This is a genomic window from Pseudomonas sp. 13B_2.1_Bac1 (assembly GCF_025466155.1).
Classification (GTDB): domain Bacteria; phylum Pseudomonadota; class Gammaproteobacteria; order Pseudomonadales; family Pseudomonadaceae; genus Aquipseudomonas; species Aquipseudomonas aylmerensis.
The window spans coordinates 1-17,699 of the sequence record NZ_JANLOH010000116.1; the positions used below are offsets into that span (position 1 = coordinate 1).

At 62.6% G+C, this 17,699-nt stretch carries 13 protein-coding genes; 1 reads left to right on the forward strand and 12 read right to left on the reverse strand.

Features of this window, described 5'->3' with window-relative positions; all coding sequences use genetic code 11:
* Positions 1-80: 80 nt before the first annotated feature.
* The 12 genes from NTD80_RS30895 to NTD80_RS30950 form a co-directional block, all read right to left on the reverse strand.
* Positions 81-2,852, reverse strand: coding sequence for a hybrid sensor histidine kinase/response regulator (locus NTD80_RS30895; RefSeq protein WP_201143451.1), 2,772 nt, complete (start codon positions 2,850-2,852; stop codon positions 81-83).
* A 101-nt stretch (positions 2,853-2,953) separates the two neighbouring features.
* On the reverse strand, positions 2,954-4,246 hold the full coding sequence (gene purD, locus NTD80_RS30900; RefSeq protein ID WP_065900269.1) for a phosphoribosylamine--glycine ligase: 1,293 nt from the start codon (positions 4,244-4,246) through the stop codon (positions 2,954-2,956).
* A 177-nt stretch (positions 4,247-4,423) separates the two neighbouring features.
* Positions 4,424-6,031, reverse strand: a complete 1,608-nt coding sequence (purH, locus tag NTD80_RS30905; RefSeq protein WP_262135917.1) for a bifunctional phosphoribosylaminoimidazolecarboxamide formyltransferase/IMP cyclohydrolase — start codon at positions 6,029-6,031, stop codon at positions 4,424-4,426.
* Positions 6,032-6,113: 82 nt separating this feature from the next.
* On the reverse strand, positions 6,114-6,434 hold the full coding sequence (fis, locus tag NTD80_RS30910; protein WP_002555375.1) for a DNA-binding transcriptional regulator Fis: 321 nt from the start codon (positions 6,432-6,434) through the stop codon (positions 6,114-6,116).
* Positions 6,431-7,444, reverse strand: coding sequence for a tRNA dihydrouridine synthase DusB (dusB, locus tag NTD80_RS30915; protein WP_016976994.1), 1,014 nt, complete (start codon positions 7,442-7,444; stop codon positions 6,431-6,433). The genes fis and dusB overlap by 4 nt, the downstream gene beginning before the upstream one ends.
* Before the next feature lie 185 nt (positions 7,445-7,629).
* Positions 7,630-8,862 carry a DUF3426 domain-containing protein gene (locus NTD80_RS30920; RefSeq protein WP_262135918.1) on the reverse strand — a complete coding sequence of 411 codons (1,233 nt, stop codon included), beginning with the start codon at positions 8,860-8,862 and terminating at the stop codon, positions 7,630-7,632.
* A 30-nt stretch (positions 8,863-8,892) separates the two neighbouring features.
* Positions 8,893-9,768 carry a 50S ribosomal protein L11 methyltransferase gene (gene prmA, locus NTD80_RS30925; protein ID WP_262135919.1) on the reverse strand — a complete coding sequence of 292 codons (876 nt, stop codon included), beginning with the start codon at positions 9,766-9,768 and terminating at the stop codon, positions 8,893-8,895.
* Positions 9,769-10,061: 293 nt separating this feature from the next.
* The gene (gene accC / locus NTD80_RS30930; protein WP_065900276.1) at positions 10,062-11,423 is read right to left on the reverse strand and encodes an acetyl-CoA carboxylase biotin carboxylase subunit; all 1,362 of its coding nucleotides are present in this window, start codon (positions 11,421-11,423) and stop codon (positions 10,062-10,064) included.
* A gap of 17 nt (positions 11,424-11,440) precedes the next feature.
* A complete protein-coding gene (accB, locus tag NTD80_RS30935; RefSeq protein WP_065900279.1) occupies positions 11,441-11,905 on the reverse strand; it encodes an acetyl-CoA carboxylase biotin carboxyl carrier protein in 465 nt (154 codons plus the stop codon).
* Between the two features lie 24 nt (positions 11,906-11,929).
* Positions 11,930-12,385, reverse strand: coding sequence for a type II 3-dehydroquinate dehydratase (aroQ, locus tag NTD80_RS30940; RefSeq protein ID WP_012721999.1), 456 nt, complete (start codon positions 12,383-12,385; stop codon positions 11,930-11,932).
* Positions 12,386-12,647: 262 nt separating this feature from the next.
* Positions 12,648-14,609 carry a methyl-accepting chemotaxis protein gene (locus tag NTD80_RS30945; protein WP_065900282.1) on the reverse strand — a complete coding sequence of 654 codons (1,962 nt, stop codon included), beginning with the start codon at positions 14,607-14,609 and terminating at the stop codon, positions 12,648-12,650.
* 53 nt (positions 14,610-14,662) lie between these two features.
* Positions 14,663-16,333 carry a PleD family two-component system response regulator gene (locus NTD80_RS30950; protein ID WP_065900285.1) on the reverse strand — a complete coding sequence of 557 codons (1,671 nt, stop codon included), beginning with the start codon at positions 16,331-16,333 and terminating at the stop codon, positions 14,663-14,665.
* A 387-nt stretch (positions 16,334-16,720) separates the two neighbouring features.
* Here NTD80_RS30950 and NTD80_RS30955 point away from each other — a divergent pair, with 387 nt between their 5' ends.
* Positions 16,721-17,698, forward strand: a complete 978-nt coding sequence (locus tag NTD80_RS30955; RefSeq protein WP_371322043.1) for a DUF2333 family protein — start codon at positions 16,721-16,723, stop codon at positions 17,696-17,698.
* The last annotated feature ends 1 nt before the right edge of the window (position 17,699 follow it).

The window sequence follows — 17,699 nt, forward strand, 5'->3', positions numbered from 1 at the left end:
CCCCCACCCCCGCCCCCCCCCCCCCCCCCCCCCCCCCCCCCCCCCCCCGCTCCCACATTTTGATCTGCGCCATGCAGGGGTCAGGTAGGCGCGTGCTCTGGCCGCTGTTGACGCTGCGCGACCCAGAACTCCACCAGCTCGCGCAATTGCGAGAGTTCCACCGGCTTGGCCATGTGGCCGTCCATTCCGGCCTGGCGTGCACGTTCTTTGTGCTCCGAGAGGATATGCGCGGTGAGCGCCACCACCGGTGTGCGAATGCGCTGGTGGCTGACTTCCCACGCGCGCAGTTGCTGGGTCGCGGAGAAACCGTCGAGGATCGGCATCTCGCAATCCATCAAGACCAGGTCGTAACGCTGGGCCTTCATCGCCTCCAGTGCTTCCTCGCCGTTGCTGGCGGTGTCCGGGTTGAGGTTGAGCTTGCCGAGCATGCCACGGATCACTTTGGTGGAAATGCTGTTGTCTTCGGCCACCAGGATGCGGAAGTCGCTGGGCACGGTGACGGGCGCTGGCGCGGTGGGCAGCGCGCGCGCCGGGACGTTGCCCTTGCTGCGTTGAGTCAATTCGTCGGCCAGGGTGGTCTTGAGCGTATAGCCCGCCACGGGCTTGGCGAGAATGCGCTTGATCCCGCAGTTGCGCGCGATGATCTTGCTCGGCGCATTGCTGATGCCGGTGAGCATGATCAACAGAATGTCGTGGTTCAGGCTCGGGTCTTCCTTGATCTTCGCCGCCAGTTGCATGCCGGTCATGCCGGGCATGTTCTGGTCGAGCAGCACCACGTCGAAGTAATCACGCAGGTGTGCCTTGGTGCGCAGCAGCGCCAGGGCTTCCTTGCCCGACGGCACGGCGCTGACATTCAGGCCCCAGGCGGTGCATTGCTGCACCAGCACTTTGCGGCAAGTATCGTTGTCGTCCACCACCAGCACGCGCGCGCCCTTGAGCGGGCCATCGAGGTCGGAGGTCGGGTGTTCGAGGCGTTCCGGGTCCAGCGGCAGGGTCAGCCACAGCGTGCTGCCTTGCTGGGCGCCGCTCTTGATGCCGAACTCGCCGTTCATCAACAGGATCAGCTGGCGCGCAATCACCAGGCCCAGGTGGCCGCTCAGGCGCGTGGCCGAGAGGAAGTTCTTGCTGTGCAGTTCGCTGTGCAGCAGGGCGTCGCGCTCGGCGGCTTCCATTGGCAGGCCGCTGTCCTGGACGGCAATGCGCAGGCGCGGCTTGGTGCTGCGGTCATCCAGGGCGACCACGATCAGCACTTCGCCTTCATCGGTTTTCTGCAGGGCGTTTTCCAGCAGACTCAGCATCGCCTGGCGCAGGCGCGTCGGGTCGCCGCTGATCACGCGCGGTACCTGGGGCTGGATGAAACTGATCAACTCGACGTTCTGCTGCTCGGCCTTGGCGCGGAAGATACTCAGGCAATCTTCGATCAGCGCGTTGAGGTCGAATTGCACGTCGTCCAGTTCGATCTGCCCGGATTCGAGCTTGGAGATATCGAGGATCTCGTTGATCAACGTGAGCAGTTCATTGCCGGCGCTGTGGATGGTTTGCACGTAGTCGCGCTGCTTCACCGATAGCGGCGTGCCCAGCAGCAGCTCGGTCATGCCCAGCACGCCGTTCATGGGGGTGCGGATTTCGTGGCTGATTTTCGCCAGGAACTCGGCCTTGGCCGCGATCTCTGCGTTGCTGGCGGCCAGGTCACGGCTGAGGCTGAAACGGGCCTCGACAATCGCACGCTGGCGTTCGCCCAGGGCCAGGCTCATCAACAGGCCGCTGACGCAGATAAATGCCAGCAGTGTGACGATCAGGCCTTGCGGCGAGACCATGGTCAGGCCCAGCAAGGCCGGGAGGATAATCAGCGTGCCGATGTTGAACACCACCATCGCCGCCACGAACAAACGTGCGGGGCGGTAGCCTTTCTGCCAGTGGCAGGCCGAGACAAACAGCATGCTCAAGCCGGCCAGGGCCACCAGGGCGTAGGTGATGATGTTCAGCGGCAGGGTGTTGACGAACAACAGCAGCAGGCCGCACAGCACGATAAACAGAATGTCGGCCATCAACAGTTTGTTAAGCGGATGCGGGCCGAGCGGCATGAAGAAACGGTAGGCAAACATCAGCCCGCACGGTGCGGTCAGCAGCAGCGCGAGGTAGGCGCCCGGGGTCTGGATCGCATGCCAGTTCGGCAGCCACGGGCCTACCAGGTTGAGCAGCAGCGCCAGGCTGAGCATCAACAGCACTTCGCACGCCGCCAGCCACAGGCTGCTGCGCGAGCGGTGGTAGGCGAAGCGCGTGAGGTTGTGCAGGATCAGCATCAGCAGGCAGCCGAACAGCAGGCCGTAGATCAGCGTCTGGGTCTGGTCGGCGGCGGCGAGCACGGCCGGTTCCAGGGTGATATAGGGGCGCAGTTCGTGTTCGGAGACCAGGCGCAGATAGACATCCAGAGGCTTCTGGCTCTGGGGCATCGGCAGCATGAAGTCACTGCTGGGCAGCGGGCGTTCCGCCTGGGGCTGGCGCGTGCCGGTGCTCTGTTGTTCGACCAGTGTGTCGCCGTCCAGCACGTAGAGGCTCAGGTGCGACAGGTCGGGCGCGAATACCCGCAGCACTTGCTCGTGCTTGCCGGGTTGCAGCTTGAAACGTACCCACAGTGCACCGTCCGGTTCCGCAGCGGTAATACGGTCCAGTTCAATGGGGCTGAATTGATTGGTGTAGCGTGAAGAGCGGATGTCGCTCAGCTGCAGATCGGCCTGTTCATCAAGCAATACTGCCCAGCCACTGCCTTGCGCGGCGGCCTGGGCCGGGAACAAGCAGAGCAGTGTCAGCAGGCTGACAGTGAAACCTATGGCGATCCTGAGCCAGCGCACGGCGAAATCCCTTCGTAGGTTGATGCACGGGTTAACTATGCGCGGGGTGGCATGAGTACGGCAAGGGCCAGAGGCCCTTACCTAACCGAACGGATAGCGACTTACGAGTGCTCGCCGCGTTCCCGCGCGATGGCGCGATAGCCGATATCAGTGCGGTAGAAGCAGCCTTTCCAGTCGATTTTTGCGGCCAGCTTGTACGCTTGTTGCTGTGCAGCGTCGACACTGGCACCCATCGCGGTGGCGCACAACACGCGGCCACCCGCGGTAACAACCTTGCCATCCTTGAGCGCGGTGCCCGCGTGGAACACTTTGCCTTCCAGCGTAGCAGCAGCGTCCAGGCCTTCAATCACATCACCCTTGGCGTAGTCGGCAGGGTAGCCACCGGCCGCCAGCACAATGCCGACGCTCGGGCGTGGATCCCATTGCGCTTCGACCTTGTCCAGGGCCTGGGCCAATGCGGCTTCGACCAGCAGCACCAGGCTCGATTGCAGGCGCAGCATCACCGGTTGGGTTTCCGGATCACCGAAGCGGCAGTTGAACTCGATGACTTTCGGGTTGCCGGCTTTGTCGATCATCAGGCCGGCGTAGAGGAAACCGGTGTACACATTGCCTTCATCGGCCATGCCGCGCACGGTGGGCCAGATCACCAGGTCCATGACGCGCTTGTGCACGTCGGCGGTGACCACCGGGGCAGGGGAGTAGGCACCCATGCCGCCCGTGTTCGGGCCGCTGTCGCCGTTGCCGACGCGCTTGTGGTCCTGGCTGGTGGCCATCGGCAGCACATTCTTGCCGTCGACCATCACGATGAAGCTGGCTTCTTCGCCGTCGAGGAATTCCTCGATGACCACGCGCGAACCCGCGTCACCGAAGGCGTTGCCGGCGAGCATGTCGCGCACGGCGTCTTCGGCTTCCTGCAGGGTCATGGCAACGATCACGCCTTTGCCAGCGGCCAGGCCGTCGGCCTTGATCACGATCGGCGCACCTTTTTCACGCAAGTAAGCCAGGGCCGGCTCGATCTCGGTGAAGTTCTGGTAGTCGGCGGTCGGGATCTTGTGGCGTGCCAGGAAATCCTTGGTGAACGCCTTGGAACCTTCCAGTTGGGCCGCGCCGGCGGTAGGGCCGAAGCAATCCAGGCCACGGCTGCGGAACAGGTCGACGACGCCAGCCACCAACGGCACTTCCGGACCGACGATGGTCAGGGAGACGTTCTTTTCAGCGAAATCCGCCAGTTGCTCGAGCGCCAGCACGTCGATAGCGACGTTCTCGCACTTGGCTTCGATGGCGGTGCCGGCGTTGCCGGGGGCGACGAATACTTTCTGGACGCGAGGGTCCTGGGCAACTTTCCAGGCCAGGGCGTGTTCACGGCCACCGCTGCCAATGATGAGGACGTTCAAGTCAGACTCCTTCGAAGGAAGTTACAAGCTGCAAGCTGCACGTTGAGAGCAATCTGTATCGCTCTGAAGGCAGCCTGCAGCTATGAATTTTAGAGGCTACAACCAGCAGCAAAAGCGAGGCAGCTGTGCTTTTACGTGCTGCTTGCAGCTTGAACCTTGCCGCTTCACGGCAGTGGATCAGTGGCGGAAGTGGCGCATGCCAGTGAAGACCATGGCGATGCCGGCTTCGTCTGCCGCCGCGATGACTTCGGCGTCACGCATCGAACCGCCCGGTTGGATCACCGCGGTCACACCGGCTTTCGCGGCGTTGTCCAGGCCATCGCGGAACGGGAAGAACGCGTCGGATGCCATCACCGAACCGGCCACCTGCAAACCGGCGTGTTCGGCCTTGATCGCGGCGATACGCGCCGAGTTCACGCGGCTCATCTGGCCAGCGCCGACACCGATGGTCTGGCGGTTCTTGGCGTAGACGATGGCGTTGGATTTAACGTACTTGGCCACTTTCCAGGCGAAGATCAGGTCGTTGATCTCTTGCTCGGTCGGTGCGCGCTTGGTCACCACTTTCAGGTCCTGGCTGCCGATCATGCCGATGTCGCGGCTCTGTACCAGCAAGCCGCCGTTGACGCGCTTGTAGTCCCAGGCAGCGGCACGTTCAGCCGACCACTCGCCGCAGGCCAGCAGGCGCACGTTGGCCTTGGCTGCCACGATGGCGCGGGCTTCTTCGCTGACGGAAGGGGCGATGATGACTTCGACGAACTGACGCTCGACGATGGCTTTAGCGGTCTCGGCGTCCAGTTCGCGGTTGAACGCGATGATGCCGCCGAATGCGGATTCGGTGTCGGTGGCGTAGGCCAGTTCGTACGCCTGGCGGATGCCGCCTTCAGCGTCCGGGCTCACGGCCACGCCGCACGGGTTGGCGTGCTTGACGATTACGCAGGCCGGCTTGACGAAGCTCTTCACGCACTCCAGCGCGGCGTCGGTGTCAGCCACGTTGTTGTAGGACAGCTCCTTGCCTTGCAGCTGGGTCGCGGTGGCGATGCCCACTTCGGCCGGCTTGGCCTCCACGTAGAACGCCGCGCTCTGGTGCGGGTTCTCGCCGTAGCGCATTTCCTGGGCCTTGATGAACTGGCTGTTGAAGGTGCGCGGGAACTGGCTGCGGCCTTCAGTGCTGAGGGTTTCAGCCGCCTGGTTCACGGTGCCCATGTAGTTGGCGATCATGCCGTCGTAGGCGGCGGTGTGTTCGAACGCCTTGAGCATCAGGTCGAAGCGCTGGGCGTAGGTCAGGCCGCCGGCTTTCAGGCTCTCGAGCACTTGGGCGTAGTCGCTGGCGTTGACCACGATGGCCACGTCTTTGTGGTTCTTGGCTGCCGAGCGAACCATGGTCGGGCCGCCGATATCGATGTTTTCGATGGCGGTCGGCAGGTCGCAGCCTGGCTTGTTGATGGTGGCTTCGAACGGGTACAGGTTAACGGCTACCAGATCGATCGGCTTGATGCCGTGCTCGCTCATGATGGCGTCGTCGGTACCGCGACGGCCGAGGATACCGCCGTGGATTTTCGGGTGCAGGGTCTTGACCCGACCGTCCATCATTTCTGCGAAACCGGTGTAGTCCGCCACTTCTACTGCGTCCACGCCGTTGTCCTGCAGCAGTTTGAAGGTCCCGCCCGTGGAGAGGATTTCCACGCCAAGGGCTTCCAGCTCCCGGGCAAATTCGAGGATCCCGGTCTTGTCGGAGACACTGATCAAGGCGCGGCGGATCGGCAGGCGGGTAGTCTGGTCGGTCATTTCAATTTCCATCAAAAGCAAAGGAAGTCAGCAAAAAAGGCGACCGTTTTTACGCGGGCGCCTTTCTGGTTTGATTGAATGCTTACAGCAAATCGTATTGTTTGAGCTTTTTGCGCAAGGTGCCACGGTTGAGGCCCAGCAGCTCACTGGCTTTGGTCTGGTTGCCCTTGACGTAGTTCATCACGCTTTCGAGCAAGGGCGCCTCGACTTCGGAGAGCACCAGGTTGTACACGTCCGTGACGGAAGCGCCCTCAAGGTGGGCGAAATAATTGTGCAGCGCCTTCTCGACACTCCCGCGAAGGGTCTGGCCTTCTTCGCTCGGCGTGTTGAGGTGCTGTTTCAAATTGACGTTGTCGCTCACGGGTGTTGTTCCACTCACTAAAGTCTCGGTCATCATCGTCATGCGGCCACCCCCTCTCCGTCCCCTGTCCCCAGGCTCTTGTAACGCTCGCTGAAGAACTCACGAACGTTGGCGCACTGTGCTTCCGTATCATCCAAACGATTGAAGTGGGCGCGAAACTCCCTGGCGCCCGGCAAGGTTGCGAGATACCAGCCGACATGCTTGCGAGCAATGCGTACTCCCATCACGTCTCCATAGAAGGCGTGCAGGGCGGCCAGATGCTCTAGCAGAATACGTTCCACCTCGATCAACTCCGGTGCCGGCAAGACTTCGCCGGTACGCAGAAAATGCTCGATCTCACGAAAAATCCACGGCCGCCCCTGGGCGGCCCGGCCAATCAACAGGCCATCGGCACCGGTAGCGTGCAGCACGCGCCGGGCTTTCTCGGCTGAGTCGATATCGCCATTGGCAAAGACCGGCATCGACACCGCCTGCTTGATCGCGGCAATGGTGTCGTACTCGGCTTCACCGGTGTACAGATCGGCGCGGGTGCGGCCATGCACCGCCAGCGCTGTAATGCCCGCCTGTTCGGCGATCTTCGCCACCGTCAGGCCATTCTTGTTGTCCCGGTCCCAGCCGGTACGGATCTTCAGGGTGACCGGCACATCCACTGCGGCGACAACGGCCTGCAGGATCTCGGCGACCAACTGCTCATCCTTCAACAAGGCGGAACCGGCGGCCTTGTTGCAGACCTTCTTGGCCGGGCAGCCCATGTTGATATCAATGATCTGTGCGCCCAACTCCACGTTGGCCCGGGCCGCATCCGCCAGCATCTGCGCATCACCGCCGGCGATCTGTACCGAGCGGGGCTCGGGATCACCTTCGTGGATCATGCGCATCCGCGATTTGCGGGTGTTCCACAAGCTCATGTCGCTGGTGACCATTTCCGAGACTACTAGACCCGCGCCCAAACGCTTGCACAGCTGACGAAAGGGCTGGTCGGTGACGCCCGCCATAGGAGCGAGGATCAAGCCGTTCTGCAATGTGTATGGGCCGATGCGTACCGCCGACATAGGACTTCCCTGTTGTGGGGCCGGATCATTAGAGTTCGAAAAAGGGTTGGCATGATACCCGCTCTCGATGACTGGATAAAGGCTGAATTGGATAAAATCTGAACAGCAATTTCTTTATCGCCGCCGGTTTGGTTGACCGGCGCTTAGTCAAGAATCTGCCGTCAAGCCTCGGTGCATGAACCGATTCACTCGGGCGAATGAAAGCTCAGGCTGTAATTCACGGCTTTATTGCCCGGATCGAGGATATCCAGGGAGATATGAATCGGCGTCTGTGATGGCATTTCGCTCACGCCGGCCAACTCACCGCTGAGGTATTCGGCGGGTTTGAACCGACGACTGGCGATCAGGCTGCCGTTCAAATCGGCAAAACGCAGCTCCAGCAGCGGGAAGGGCTGGGAGAAGGTCGCGCGGTTATAGATGATTGCATCCACCACCAGCGCCCCGGCGAATTCCGGGTGGCTGCGTACCACCAGGTTGCTGCTCTTGATGTGGGCGATATCGACCCGTGACGGCACCGTGCAGCCCAGGGTGGGGCACAGTTGCTGGAACCATGGGCGGTAGGCGTCCTGGCGGGCCAGGTCGTCGAATTGGTAGGCGATGTATTGGCCGGCGAGGCCGGCGGCGGCGATCAGCACCAGCAACAGCCAGAGCAGGCGACGGCCCCAGCCCGACGCACGTTTTTGCGCGTAGAGGTGCAGTGGGTCGTCTTCGAGGTCCTGCAGGACATCGTCGTGAACGCCGGTGGACGGGCGAGGGCGCTTGCGTCGGGGTTGCGGGCGTTCTTCGGGCTCCGGCTCCAGCTCCTCGACCGCCTCGATGACGGGCGTGACGGGGGGATCGAGTTCGTCATCCTCGAGCGTCGAGCGCAGCGGCGGTTCGTCGTCGATATCGTCGGTGTGGAACGACATCGACGGTTCGGTGCGCTGCCGGGTCGCAGGTGTCTTGGTCGGTTCAGGGGCTTCGACGACCTGGACGCGTTCTTCCGGTGGTTCGCTGAACAGGCTGGCCGCCCACTTTTCTTCCTCGGCCTTGACCGTATCGCGGCTGGCGCTGAGGGCCTCTTCCTTCTGCCGACGGTCGGAACCGCTCTGGCGACGCTCTGCGCCCGAGGGCTGCGTGTGCTGAATCTCGCGGCGTTCCAGCTTGGCCAGCTCGACGTCGAGGTCGAGGTTGTCCAGGTCCAGTTCTTCGGCGGTCCACTGTTTCTGGCTGATCGCCCGCGGGGCCTCTGCGGCTGGCTCGACCGGTTCCGGTGCCGGCGCCTGCTGGGCGCGCTGCTCCAGCAGCTGGCGTGCCGCATTGAACACCTGCAGGCACGAGCCGCAGCGCACCACGCCGCGGGCCACGCTCAATTGAGCGTGGTTAACGCGAAAGCGCGCTTGGCAATGCGGACACTGGGTGACGAAACTGTCGGTCATGCGGCCATCCGATTCAGGCAAGCGCTCATTCTAGCGCCGACGACCGCTGATGCGTACCCAGCCATCACGGTTGGCGATCGGATCCAGCTCGAAATCCTTGGCGTAGGCAGCGGCCACGTCTTCACCCTGCTCGGCAAGGATGCCCGACAGCGCCAGGCGGCCGCCCGGCTTGACCAGGCTCGACAGCTGCGGCGCCAGGGAAACCAGCGGGCCGGCGAGGATGTTCGCCACCAGCACGTCGGCCTGCACCTGGGGTAATTGCTCGGGCAGATAGAGTGGGAATTTATCTTCGGGAATGTGGTTGCGCCCGGCGTTGTCGCGCGAAGCTTCCAGGGCCTGCACGTCGATGTCGGTGCCGACGGCTTCCTTGGCGCCCAGCAGCAGGGCGGCAATCGCCAGGATCCCCGAGCCGCAGCCGAAGTCCAGCACGTGGCTGTCGGTCAGGTCCTGGCCGTCCAGCCATTCCAGGCACAGCGCGGTGGTGGGGTGGGTGCCGGTGCCGAAGGCCAGGCCCGGATCAAGCAGCAGGTTGACTGCGTCCGGCTCCGGCGCGGCGTGCCAGCTCGGCACGATCCACAGGCGCTGGCCGAACCGCATCGGCTGGAAGTTATCCATCCAGCTGCGTTCCCAGTCCTGGTCTTCGATGACTTCGCTGTGGTGCTCGGGCAGCGGGCCGCCGGTGAGCAGTTCCATATGGGCCAGCACGGCGGCGTCGGTGCCGTCTTCGAACAGGGCCAGCAGATGGGTGTGGGACCACAGCGGAGTGGTATTGAGTTCGGGTTCGAAGATCGGCTGGTCTTCGGCGTCCATGAAGGTCACCGAGACAGCGCCCACTTCGAGGAAAGCGTCTTCGTAGGTTTCGGCTTGTTCTGGGCTGATGGCGAGACGGACTTGCAGCCAAGGCATGGCGGGCACCTTTGAATAAAATGAATGTGCGACTGCTGGGTCGCGAAAGCGCGCAAGTTTACGCGAGAGCATGACCTGTGGCGAGGGAGCTTGTTGTGGCGAGGGGGCTTGTCCCCCGTTGGGCTGCGTAGCAGCCCCATGAGGTCGCCGGATTTCTCCAAGTCAATCGCAAGATCAGGTTTTGGGGCAGCTGCGCAGCCCAACGGGGGACAAGCCCCCTCGCCACAAGAGCCAATTTCACAGGGCTCACAAACAACAAAGCCGCCCGAAGGCGGCTTTGTTGGGTGGAGCACTTACTGGTTGGCCAGCTTGTGTTCCAGGTAGTGAATGTTCACACCACCTTCGCAGAAGCCTTCATCACGGACCAGTTCCCGGTGCAGCGGGATGTTGGTCTTGATGCCGTCGACCACGATTTCGTCCAGGGCGTTACGCATACGGGCCATGGCCTCGTCGCGGGTCGCGCCCCAGGTGATCAGCTTGCCGATCAGCGAGTCGTAGTTGGACGGAACCTTGTAGCCGCTGTACAGGTGCGAATCCACACGGACGCCGTTGCCGCCGGGCGCGTGGAAATGCTTGACCAGGCCAGGGCTTGGGATAAAGGTCTTCGGGTCTTCGGCGTTGATGCGGCACTCCAGGGAGTGGCCGTGCATCTTCACGTCGTCCTGGGTAAAGGACAGCGGGTTGCCGGCGGCGATGCTGAGCATCTCCTTGACGATGTCGATACCGGTGACCATCTCCGAAACCGGGTGCTCTACCTGCACGCGAGTGTTCATCTCGATGAAGTAGAAACGACCGTTCTCGTAGAGGAACTCGAAGGTACCGGCGCCACGGTAGTTGATGTCGATGCACGCCTTGACGCAGCGAGCCAGTACTTCCTGGCGAGCTTTTTCATCCAGGCCCGGTGCCGGAGCTTCTTCCAGTACCTTCTGGTGACGGCGCTGCAGCGAGCAATCGCGGTCGCCCAGGTGGATGGCGTGGCCCTGGCCGTCGGACAATACCTGCACTTCCACGTGACGTGGGTTGGTCAGGTACTTCTCCAGGTAGACCATCGGGTTGCCGAACCAGGCGCCCGCTTCGGAGCGGGTCTGCTTGGCGGCTTCGATCAGGTCTTCTTCCTTGTGCACCACGCGCATGCCGCGACCACCACCGCCACCGGCGGCCTTGATGATCACCGGGTAACCGACTTCGCGACCAATGCGCAGGGCGGTGGCCTCGTCTTCAGGCAGTGGGCCGTCGGAACCTGGAACGGTTGGCACGCCAGCAGCGATCATCGCGTCCTTGGCCGAGACCTTGTCGCCCATCAGGCGAATGGTTTCGGCTTTCGGGCCGATGAAGGCAAACCCGGATTTTTCCACCTGTTCGGCGAAATCGGCGTTTTCCGCGAGGAAGCCGTAGCCCGGGTGGATGCCGTCCGCGCCGGTCACTTCTGCCGCGGCGATGATGTTCGAGACTTTCAGGTACGAGTTCGTGGCCAGTGGCGGGCCGATGCAGATGCTTTCGTCCGCCAGTTTCACGTGCATCAATTCGGTATCGGCCGTCGAGTAAACAGCGACGGTCTTGATGCCCTCTTCCTTACAGGCGCGCAGGATACGCAGCGCGATCTCGCCGCGGTTGGCGATCAGGACTTTTTGCAGTTTCTTCGCAGGTTTCAACATCGAAGGCGCTCCGCGGTTCAAACGATGGTGAACAGCGGCTGGTCGTACTCAACCGGCTGACCGTTTTCTACCAGGATGGATTCGATGACGCCGGCTTTTTCAGCAGTGATGTGGTTCATCATTTTCATCGCTTCGACGATGCAGATGGTGTCGCCCACTTTCACGGTTGCGCCGACTTCAACGAAGGCTGGCGAGGTCGGTGCCGGGGTGCGGTAGAAGGTACCGACCATTGGCGACTTGACCACGAAGCCGTTCAGTACTGGCGCAGCAGGTGCTGCTGGCGCAGCGGCGGCGGCAGGTGCGGCGGCCGGAGCAGCAGCGGCCGGAGCCGGCGCTTGCATTTGTGGCGCGTAGAACTGCTGGGCCGGGGTCTTGCTGTGACGGCTGATCCGTACGGACTCTTCGCCTTCCTTGATTTCCAGCTCGTCGATACCGGATTCTTCCAGCAGTTCGATCAGTTTCTTAACTTTACGGATATCCATGAATCATCAACTCCCAAGGGTCGGTCAGGGGCGCTTGGCCGGTTGTTCAAGCTGTTCCAGGGCGGCCTCCAGGGCCAGTCGGTAACCGCTGGCGCCAAGGCCGCAGATCACTCCTACCGCTACGTCGGAGAAGTAGGAGTGATGGCGGAAAGGTTCGCGTTTGTGCACGTTCGACAAGTGCACTTCGATGAATGGGATGCTCACCGCCAGCAGCGCGTCACGTAATGCAACGCTTGTATGCGTAAAAGCGGCGGGATTAATCAGAATAAAGTCCACGCCTTCGCCGCGCGCTGCATGGATACGATCAATCAATTCGTACTCGGCATTGCTTTGCAGGTAGAGCAAATGGTGGCCGGCTTCACGCGCCCGTCGTTCCAGGTCGAGGTTGATCTGGTCCAGGGTGACTGCCCCGTAGACGCCCGGTTCGCGGGTGCCGAGCAGGTTCAGGTTGGGTCCGTGAAGAACCAGTAAGGTCGCCATCGGCTGTTCCTTGTTATTGATGTGGGTACGGCAGAACCCGGCGACTATGCCGCAAAGCCTTTGTGACTGTCCAGTTCTATGCAGTAGCCAGCACGATTACCGAGGATAGCGCGAAATTTGTGACTGTGAGGGCGAGTTCGGTCAGTGTGGGAGCTGGCTTGCCTGCAATAGCGGTGTGTCAGCACAGGGAGATGTCGCCTGGTTCACCGCCATCGCAGGCAAGCCAGCTCCCATATTGGGTCGCAACCCACGTTGAGTCCGGTCAGACGCGAAACGCCTGGACCGCCGTGTTGAGCTGCCCGCCCAGCACCAGCAGGTGTTCGCCCTGGCTGCGGCCCTGGCCGATGCGCAGCAGATTGTCCTCGCCCAACTGGTGGATCCGCTCGCTGTTGTCGCGAATCTCACTGACGGCGCCACTTTGCTGCGCGGTCACATCGGCGATGCGCACGGCGGTGTCGGCAATGGTCTGGATCGCGCCGACGATTTCATCCAGCGCACCATCTGCCGCCTGGGCTTGCTGGGCGGTGGCTTCGGCGTGTTCGACCTGGGCGCGCATGCCTTGCACCGATTGGTGGGCGGCGCTTTGCAGGCCGGCGATCAGGCCCTGGATTTCAGCGGTGGCGCCGGCGGTGCGCTGGGCCAGGGAGCGCACTTCGTCGGCGACCACCGCAAACCCGCGCCCGGCTTCACCGGCACGGGCGGCCTCGATGGCGGCGTTGAGCGCCAGCAGATTGGTCTGGTCGGCAATCGAGCGGATCACCGTGAGTACGCCGCCGATGGTGGCGGATTCTTCGGCGAGTTTTTCGATCATCTGCGCGTTCTGCTGCACTTCACCCACCAGCGCATGCAGCCCGGTCAGGCTCAGGCCGATCACGCGCTGGCCTTGCTCCACCGCCTGGCCTGCACTGCGGCTGGCCCCGGCCGCCTGGCTGGCATCCCCGGCGACTTGCTGGATGGTTGCCTCCAGCTCGCCGAGCGAATCGCGGATCTGCGCGGTGTCCCCGGCCTGGCGTTCAGCGCCGTCGTGCAGGCCGCTGCTCAACTCGGCGAGAGCTCGGCTGCTGCCGGCGACCTCTTCGGCATTCCCGCGAATGGTGCCCACCAGGTCGACCAGATAGGCGCGCAAGCGGTTGAGGGAGGCTTCGATATCGTGTAGCTCGCGGTTGGTCTTGCCCAAGGCAATCGGCTGGCTGAAGTCACCTTCGGCCCAGGTCGACAGGGCCGGCGCCAGGTTGGTCAGCACCCGTGCCAGGCGCCGTTGCAGGGTATCGATCAGCAGGGCAATCAGCAGGATCAGGCCGATCATCACGCCTTGCATCAGGCGCACTTCGCCCTGGATCTGGGCATGTTGCGCGCGCACCACCGGCTCCAGGCTGGCAATGGCCTGCTGTACGGCGGCGATTTTCAGGTGGGTGCTTGCGGCCAGGTCGGTGCGTTGCTGGATCTGTTCGCGGGTGCGCTTGAGTTCGCCGGGGTAGCGGGTGAGGAGGCTGTTGAGTTCGCGCTTGAGGTCGACGCCGGTGTCCTGGGTCTCGGTCTTCTCGGTGTTTTCCAGGCCCATCAAGGCAGAAAAGTCGTCGGCGCTGGAGTCGGCGCTGGCCTTGACGCCGAGCAATGGCAACGGCTCCAGCAGGTCGGCCTGGCTGCGGATATTGCCGACTTCACGCTCCACATCATCGGCCAGTTCCGCGCGCCCGCTGCTCACCAGCTTGTCGCGGGCGAGGGACAGTTTGCCCAAGTGTTGGGACGCGGCCAGCAACGGCGGCAGGTAACGCGCGGCTTGCGGCGAATTGACGCTCAGGGCGTATTGACCCAGTTGCTCCAGGTTCGCGCCCAGTTCCCGTTCGGCTTGCAGTAACAGCGCTTGCGGGTCGCCGGCCAGCTTGCCGGCAGCCAGCAGGTCGGTCTTGCTGAAGGTGTCCAGGTCCACCAGGCTGGGGCGCAGGTTCTGCGCGAGGTCGGCGGGCAGTTCATCCAGGTGCTGCAGCAGGTTTTCCAGGCTTTGGCTGGCGCTGCTCAGGCGCAGGGCATCGCCGCTGGCCAGGTAGTCGTCGATATTGCGCGCGGCCTGATTCTGAAAGGTCTGCGACAGGCCCAGGTAGCGCTCCATCAACAGATAGGGACGCTCCAGCGCGCGTTGCGACCACCAGAGTGTGGCCCCGAGGGCCAGGCACACAGCCACCAAGAGGAGGGTATTGAGATTGGTCAGCAGCTTCAGGCGCATGCGGGGTTTCAACCGACAGCAAAAGGTAAGTGCCTGAAGTTATTGCGTTTGCGTTACAGAGTTATGACGGAATCGGTCGATTCCGGTGAAAAGATGGCACTTTGCTTTGACGTGCGCGCCGCTTGTACGCGGTTGCGCCCGGCGTCCTTGGCGCGGTACAGCGCCTCGTCGGCCTGGGCGGCCATCATCAGGCTGTCGGAACCGTCGCACAGCTCCACCAGCCCGGCGCTGAAGGTGCACCACAAATCCTGCGGCTGGGCCGGGTAGTGGATTTCGGCAAAGCGCCCGCGAATTTCATCCAGCACCCTGCAGGCCGACTCCAGGTCGGTGTCGGGCATCACGATGGCGAACTCTTCACCGCCATAGCGCCCGATATAGTCGGTCTTGCGCAGGCGCTGCTTGAGAAACAGCGCCAGGCTCTTGATCACGCGGTCGCCCATAGGATGCCCGTGGCTGTCATTGACCCGCTTGAAGTGGTCGATGTCGAGCATGGCAAAGCTCAGCGGCTTGTTCTCGCGGCGCGCACGGAAGCTGCAGTCTTCGAGCAATTGCAGGATGTGAGTGTGGTTGTACAGGCCGGTCAGGCTGTCGCGCACCATCCGCGCCTTGAGGTTGCGCGCACGGGCGGCGCGGTTGCGCACGGTGGTGATCAGGTGGCGCGGCTTGATCGGCTTGGTGAGGAAGTCGTCGCCGCCTTCGCTCATGGCGTCCAGTTGCTTGTCGAGGTCGTCTTCGGCTGACAGGTAGATGATCGGCACGCTGACGTAGCGGTCGTTGTGGCGAATCACCTTGGCCAGTTCGGTACCGGTGCAGGCGGGCATGTACATGTCGAGGATGATCAGGTCAGGCTGGAAATCCGCCAGCTCGGCCATGGCCTGGATCGGCTCGATCAGGGTGCGCGTGACGATGCCGGCACTGTTGAGCAGCCGCTCGGTGTGCAGTGCCTGGGCCCGCGAGTCATCGATGATCAGCACTTTATAGGGTTCGTACTGGGCGACGCAGGTCAGCACTTCAATTTTTTCCAGCAGGCTGGAAGCCTCCAGTGTTCCGGTGAGGAACTCCTGGCCTCCGGCGCGCACGGCGGCCAGGCGGGTCGGGGTGTCGGTTTCATGCAGGCTGAAAAACAGCAGCGGCAGCTTTTGCTCCAGGCCTTCCTGGGCTTCGGCGGCGAGCTTGAGGCCCAGGCCGGCGCCGCAGAAATCCACGTCCATCACGATCGCCGAGGGCAGGCGCTCGGCCATGGCGGCGCGAAAGGCTGCCACGCTGTCCAGCGACTGCGCGCTCATGCCGAAGAACTCCAGCTGCTTGGCCAGGCGTTCGGCGCGGTCGTGATCGGCGAGCATCACGTAGATCGGCTTGCGCATCGGCGGCAGGAACGTTTGCTCGAGCTGGTCGCCCTGGCGCAGTCCGGTGCGGGACAGACGCTGCATCAGGCGGTTGAGTTCGGTGATCAGGTGGCTGCTCAGGCGGCCACGGTTTTCGTCCACTGCCTTGAGGGATTCGCCGATGTGCACAGCGAGCTGGCTGTGTTCCGGCTGTTCGAAACGCTCGGCAAAGCGCAGCAGGCGCAGGTTGGCTTCGCTGAGTTCGGACAGGTCGGCGCCCGACCATTCGCTGCGTTGCAGGCGCTGCCAGATCTCAAGAATTTGACGTGCCTGATGAATTACCCGCTGGGCAAAATGCTGCTTGAGACGCTCACGGCTGGGGTCTTCTGGCTCGGTCATATCCTGACTACTAGTTAGGGTGCATGCTGAGGTCGACTGATGGCTCTATGCTAGCACCTCTTTTCCATGGGATGAGTGTCATATGTCAATTAACTGCGTGTCCCGGGTATTCAGTTATTGACCCGATGGTCGCGCAGCGTAAAAAACCTGCATCCTTTATAGTCGAACCTTCCTCGTCCCCCGTTTGATTAAAAGCACCGCACCGGCGGGCACGATGGGGTAGGGTTGTGGTCGGAGTGTTTGAACGCACCCGGACCATTGAAGTGCATGAACTCAAGTGATTGAAAGGATATCGCCATGCTGGACTGGAAAAACCGTGCAGGCAGTGCCAAAGGCCCCGCCCCTGAGCCCAAGTCGGCCAACCGCAGCTATTTTCGCACGGTGCTGATGAGCCGCGCCGTGCTGAGCGTGCTCGGCCTGTACCTGTTGGTCACCGGTGCCCTGGGTTGGTACTGGAGCGAAGAGCCGGCGCTGTTTCCGGTCCAGCAAAATGCGCAGATTGCCGCTGAAAAAGACGGCAAGCAGATGGTGGTGGGTTTCACCACCGTCGAAACCCTCAAGACCGTGGTCGGCACCCTGCTGAACAAGCCGGGTGGCTACATTTCCAACGACCGCTTCCCGCCGGGCCTGTGGATGGACAACATGCCCAGCTGGGAATACGGCGTGCTGGTGCAGGTACGCGACCTGACCCGCGCCCTGCGTAAAGACTTCGCCCGTTCCCAGTCGCAATCGGCGGAAGACGCTGACTTGGCCAAGGCCGAGCCGCGCTTCAACTTCGACAACAAAAGCTGGGTGCTGCCATCCAGTGAGTCGGAATACCAGGAAGGCATCAATTCCCTGAGCCGCTACGAGGCGCGCCTGTCGGACCCTAACCAGAAAGGCGCGCTGTTCTATGCGCGAGCCGACAACCTGAACAACTGGCTGGGCGATGTCGCTACCCGCCTGGGCTCGCTGTCGCAACGCCTGTCGGCCAGCGTCGGCCGGGTCAAGTTGAACACTGCATTGAAAACCGAAGCGCTGGCGCCGGGTGAAGTGCCACAGGTCGACGAAGAAGTGGTCGAAACCCCGTGGATGCAGATCGACAACGTGTTCTACGAGGCGCGTGGCCAGGCGTGGGCCCTGTCCCACCTGCTGCGTGCTATCGAAGTCGATTTCGCCGACGTCCTGGCCAAGAAAAACGCCACCGTCAGCGTGCGCCAGATCATTCGTGAACTGGAGGCCTCGCAAGAGCCTGTCTGGAGCCCGATGATCCTCAACGGCAGCGGCTTCGGCGTGCTGGCCAACCACTCGCTGGTCATGGCCAACTACATTTCCCGGGCCAACGCGGCGGTGATCGACTTGCGTCAGCTGCTCAACCAGGGTTGAT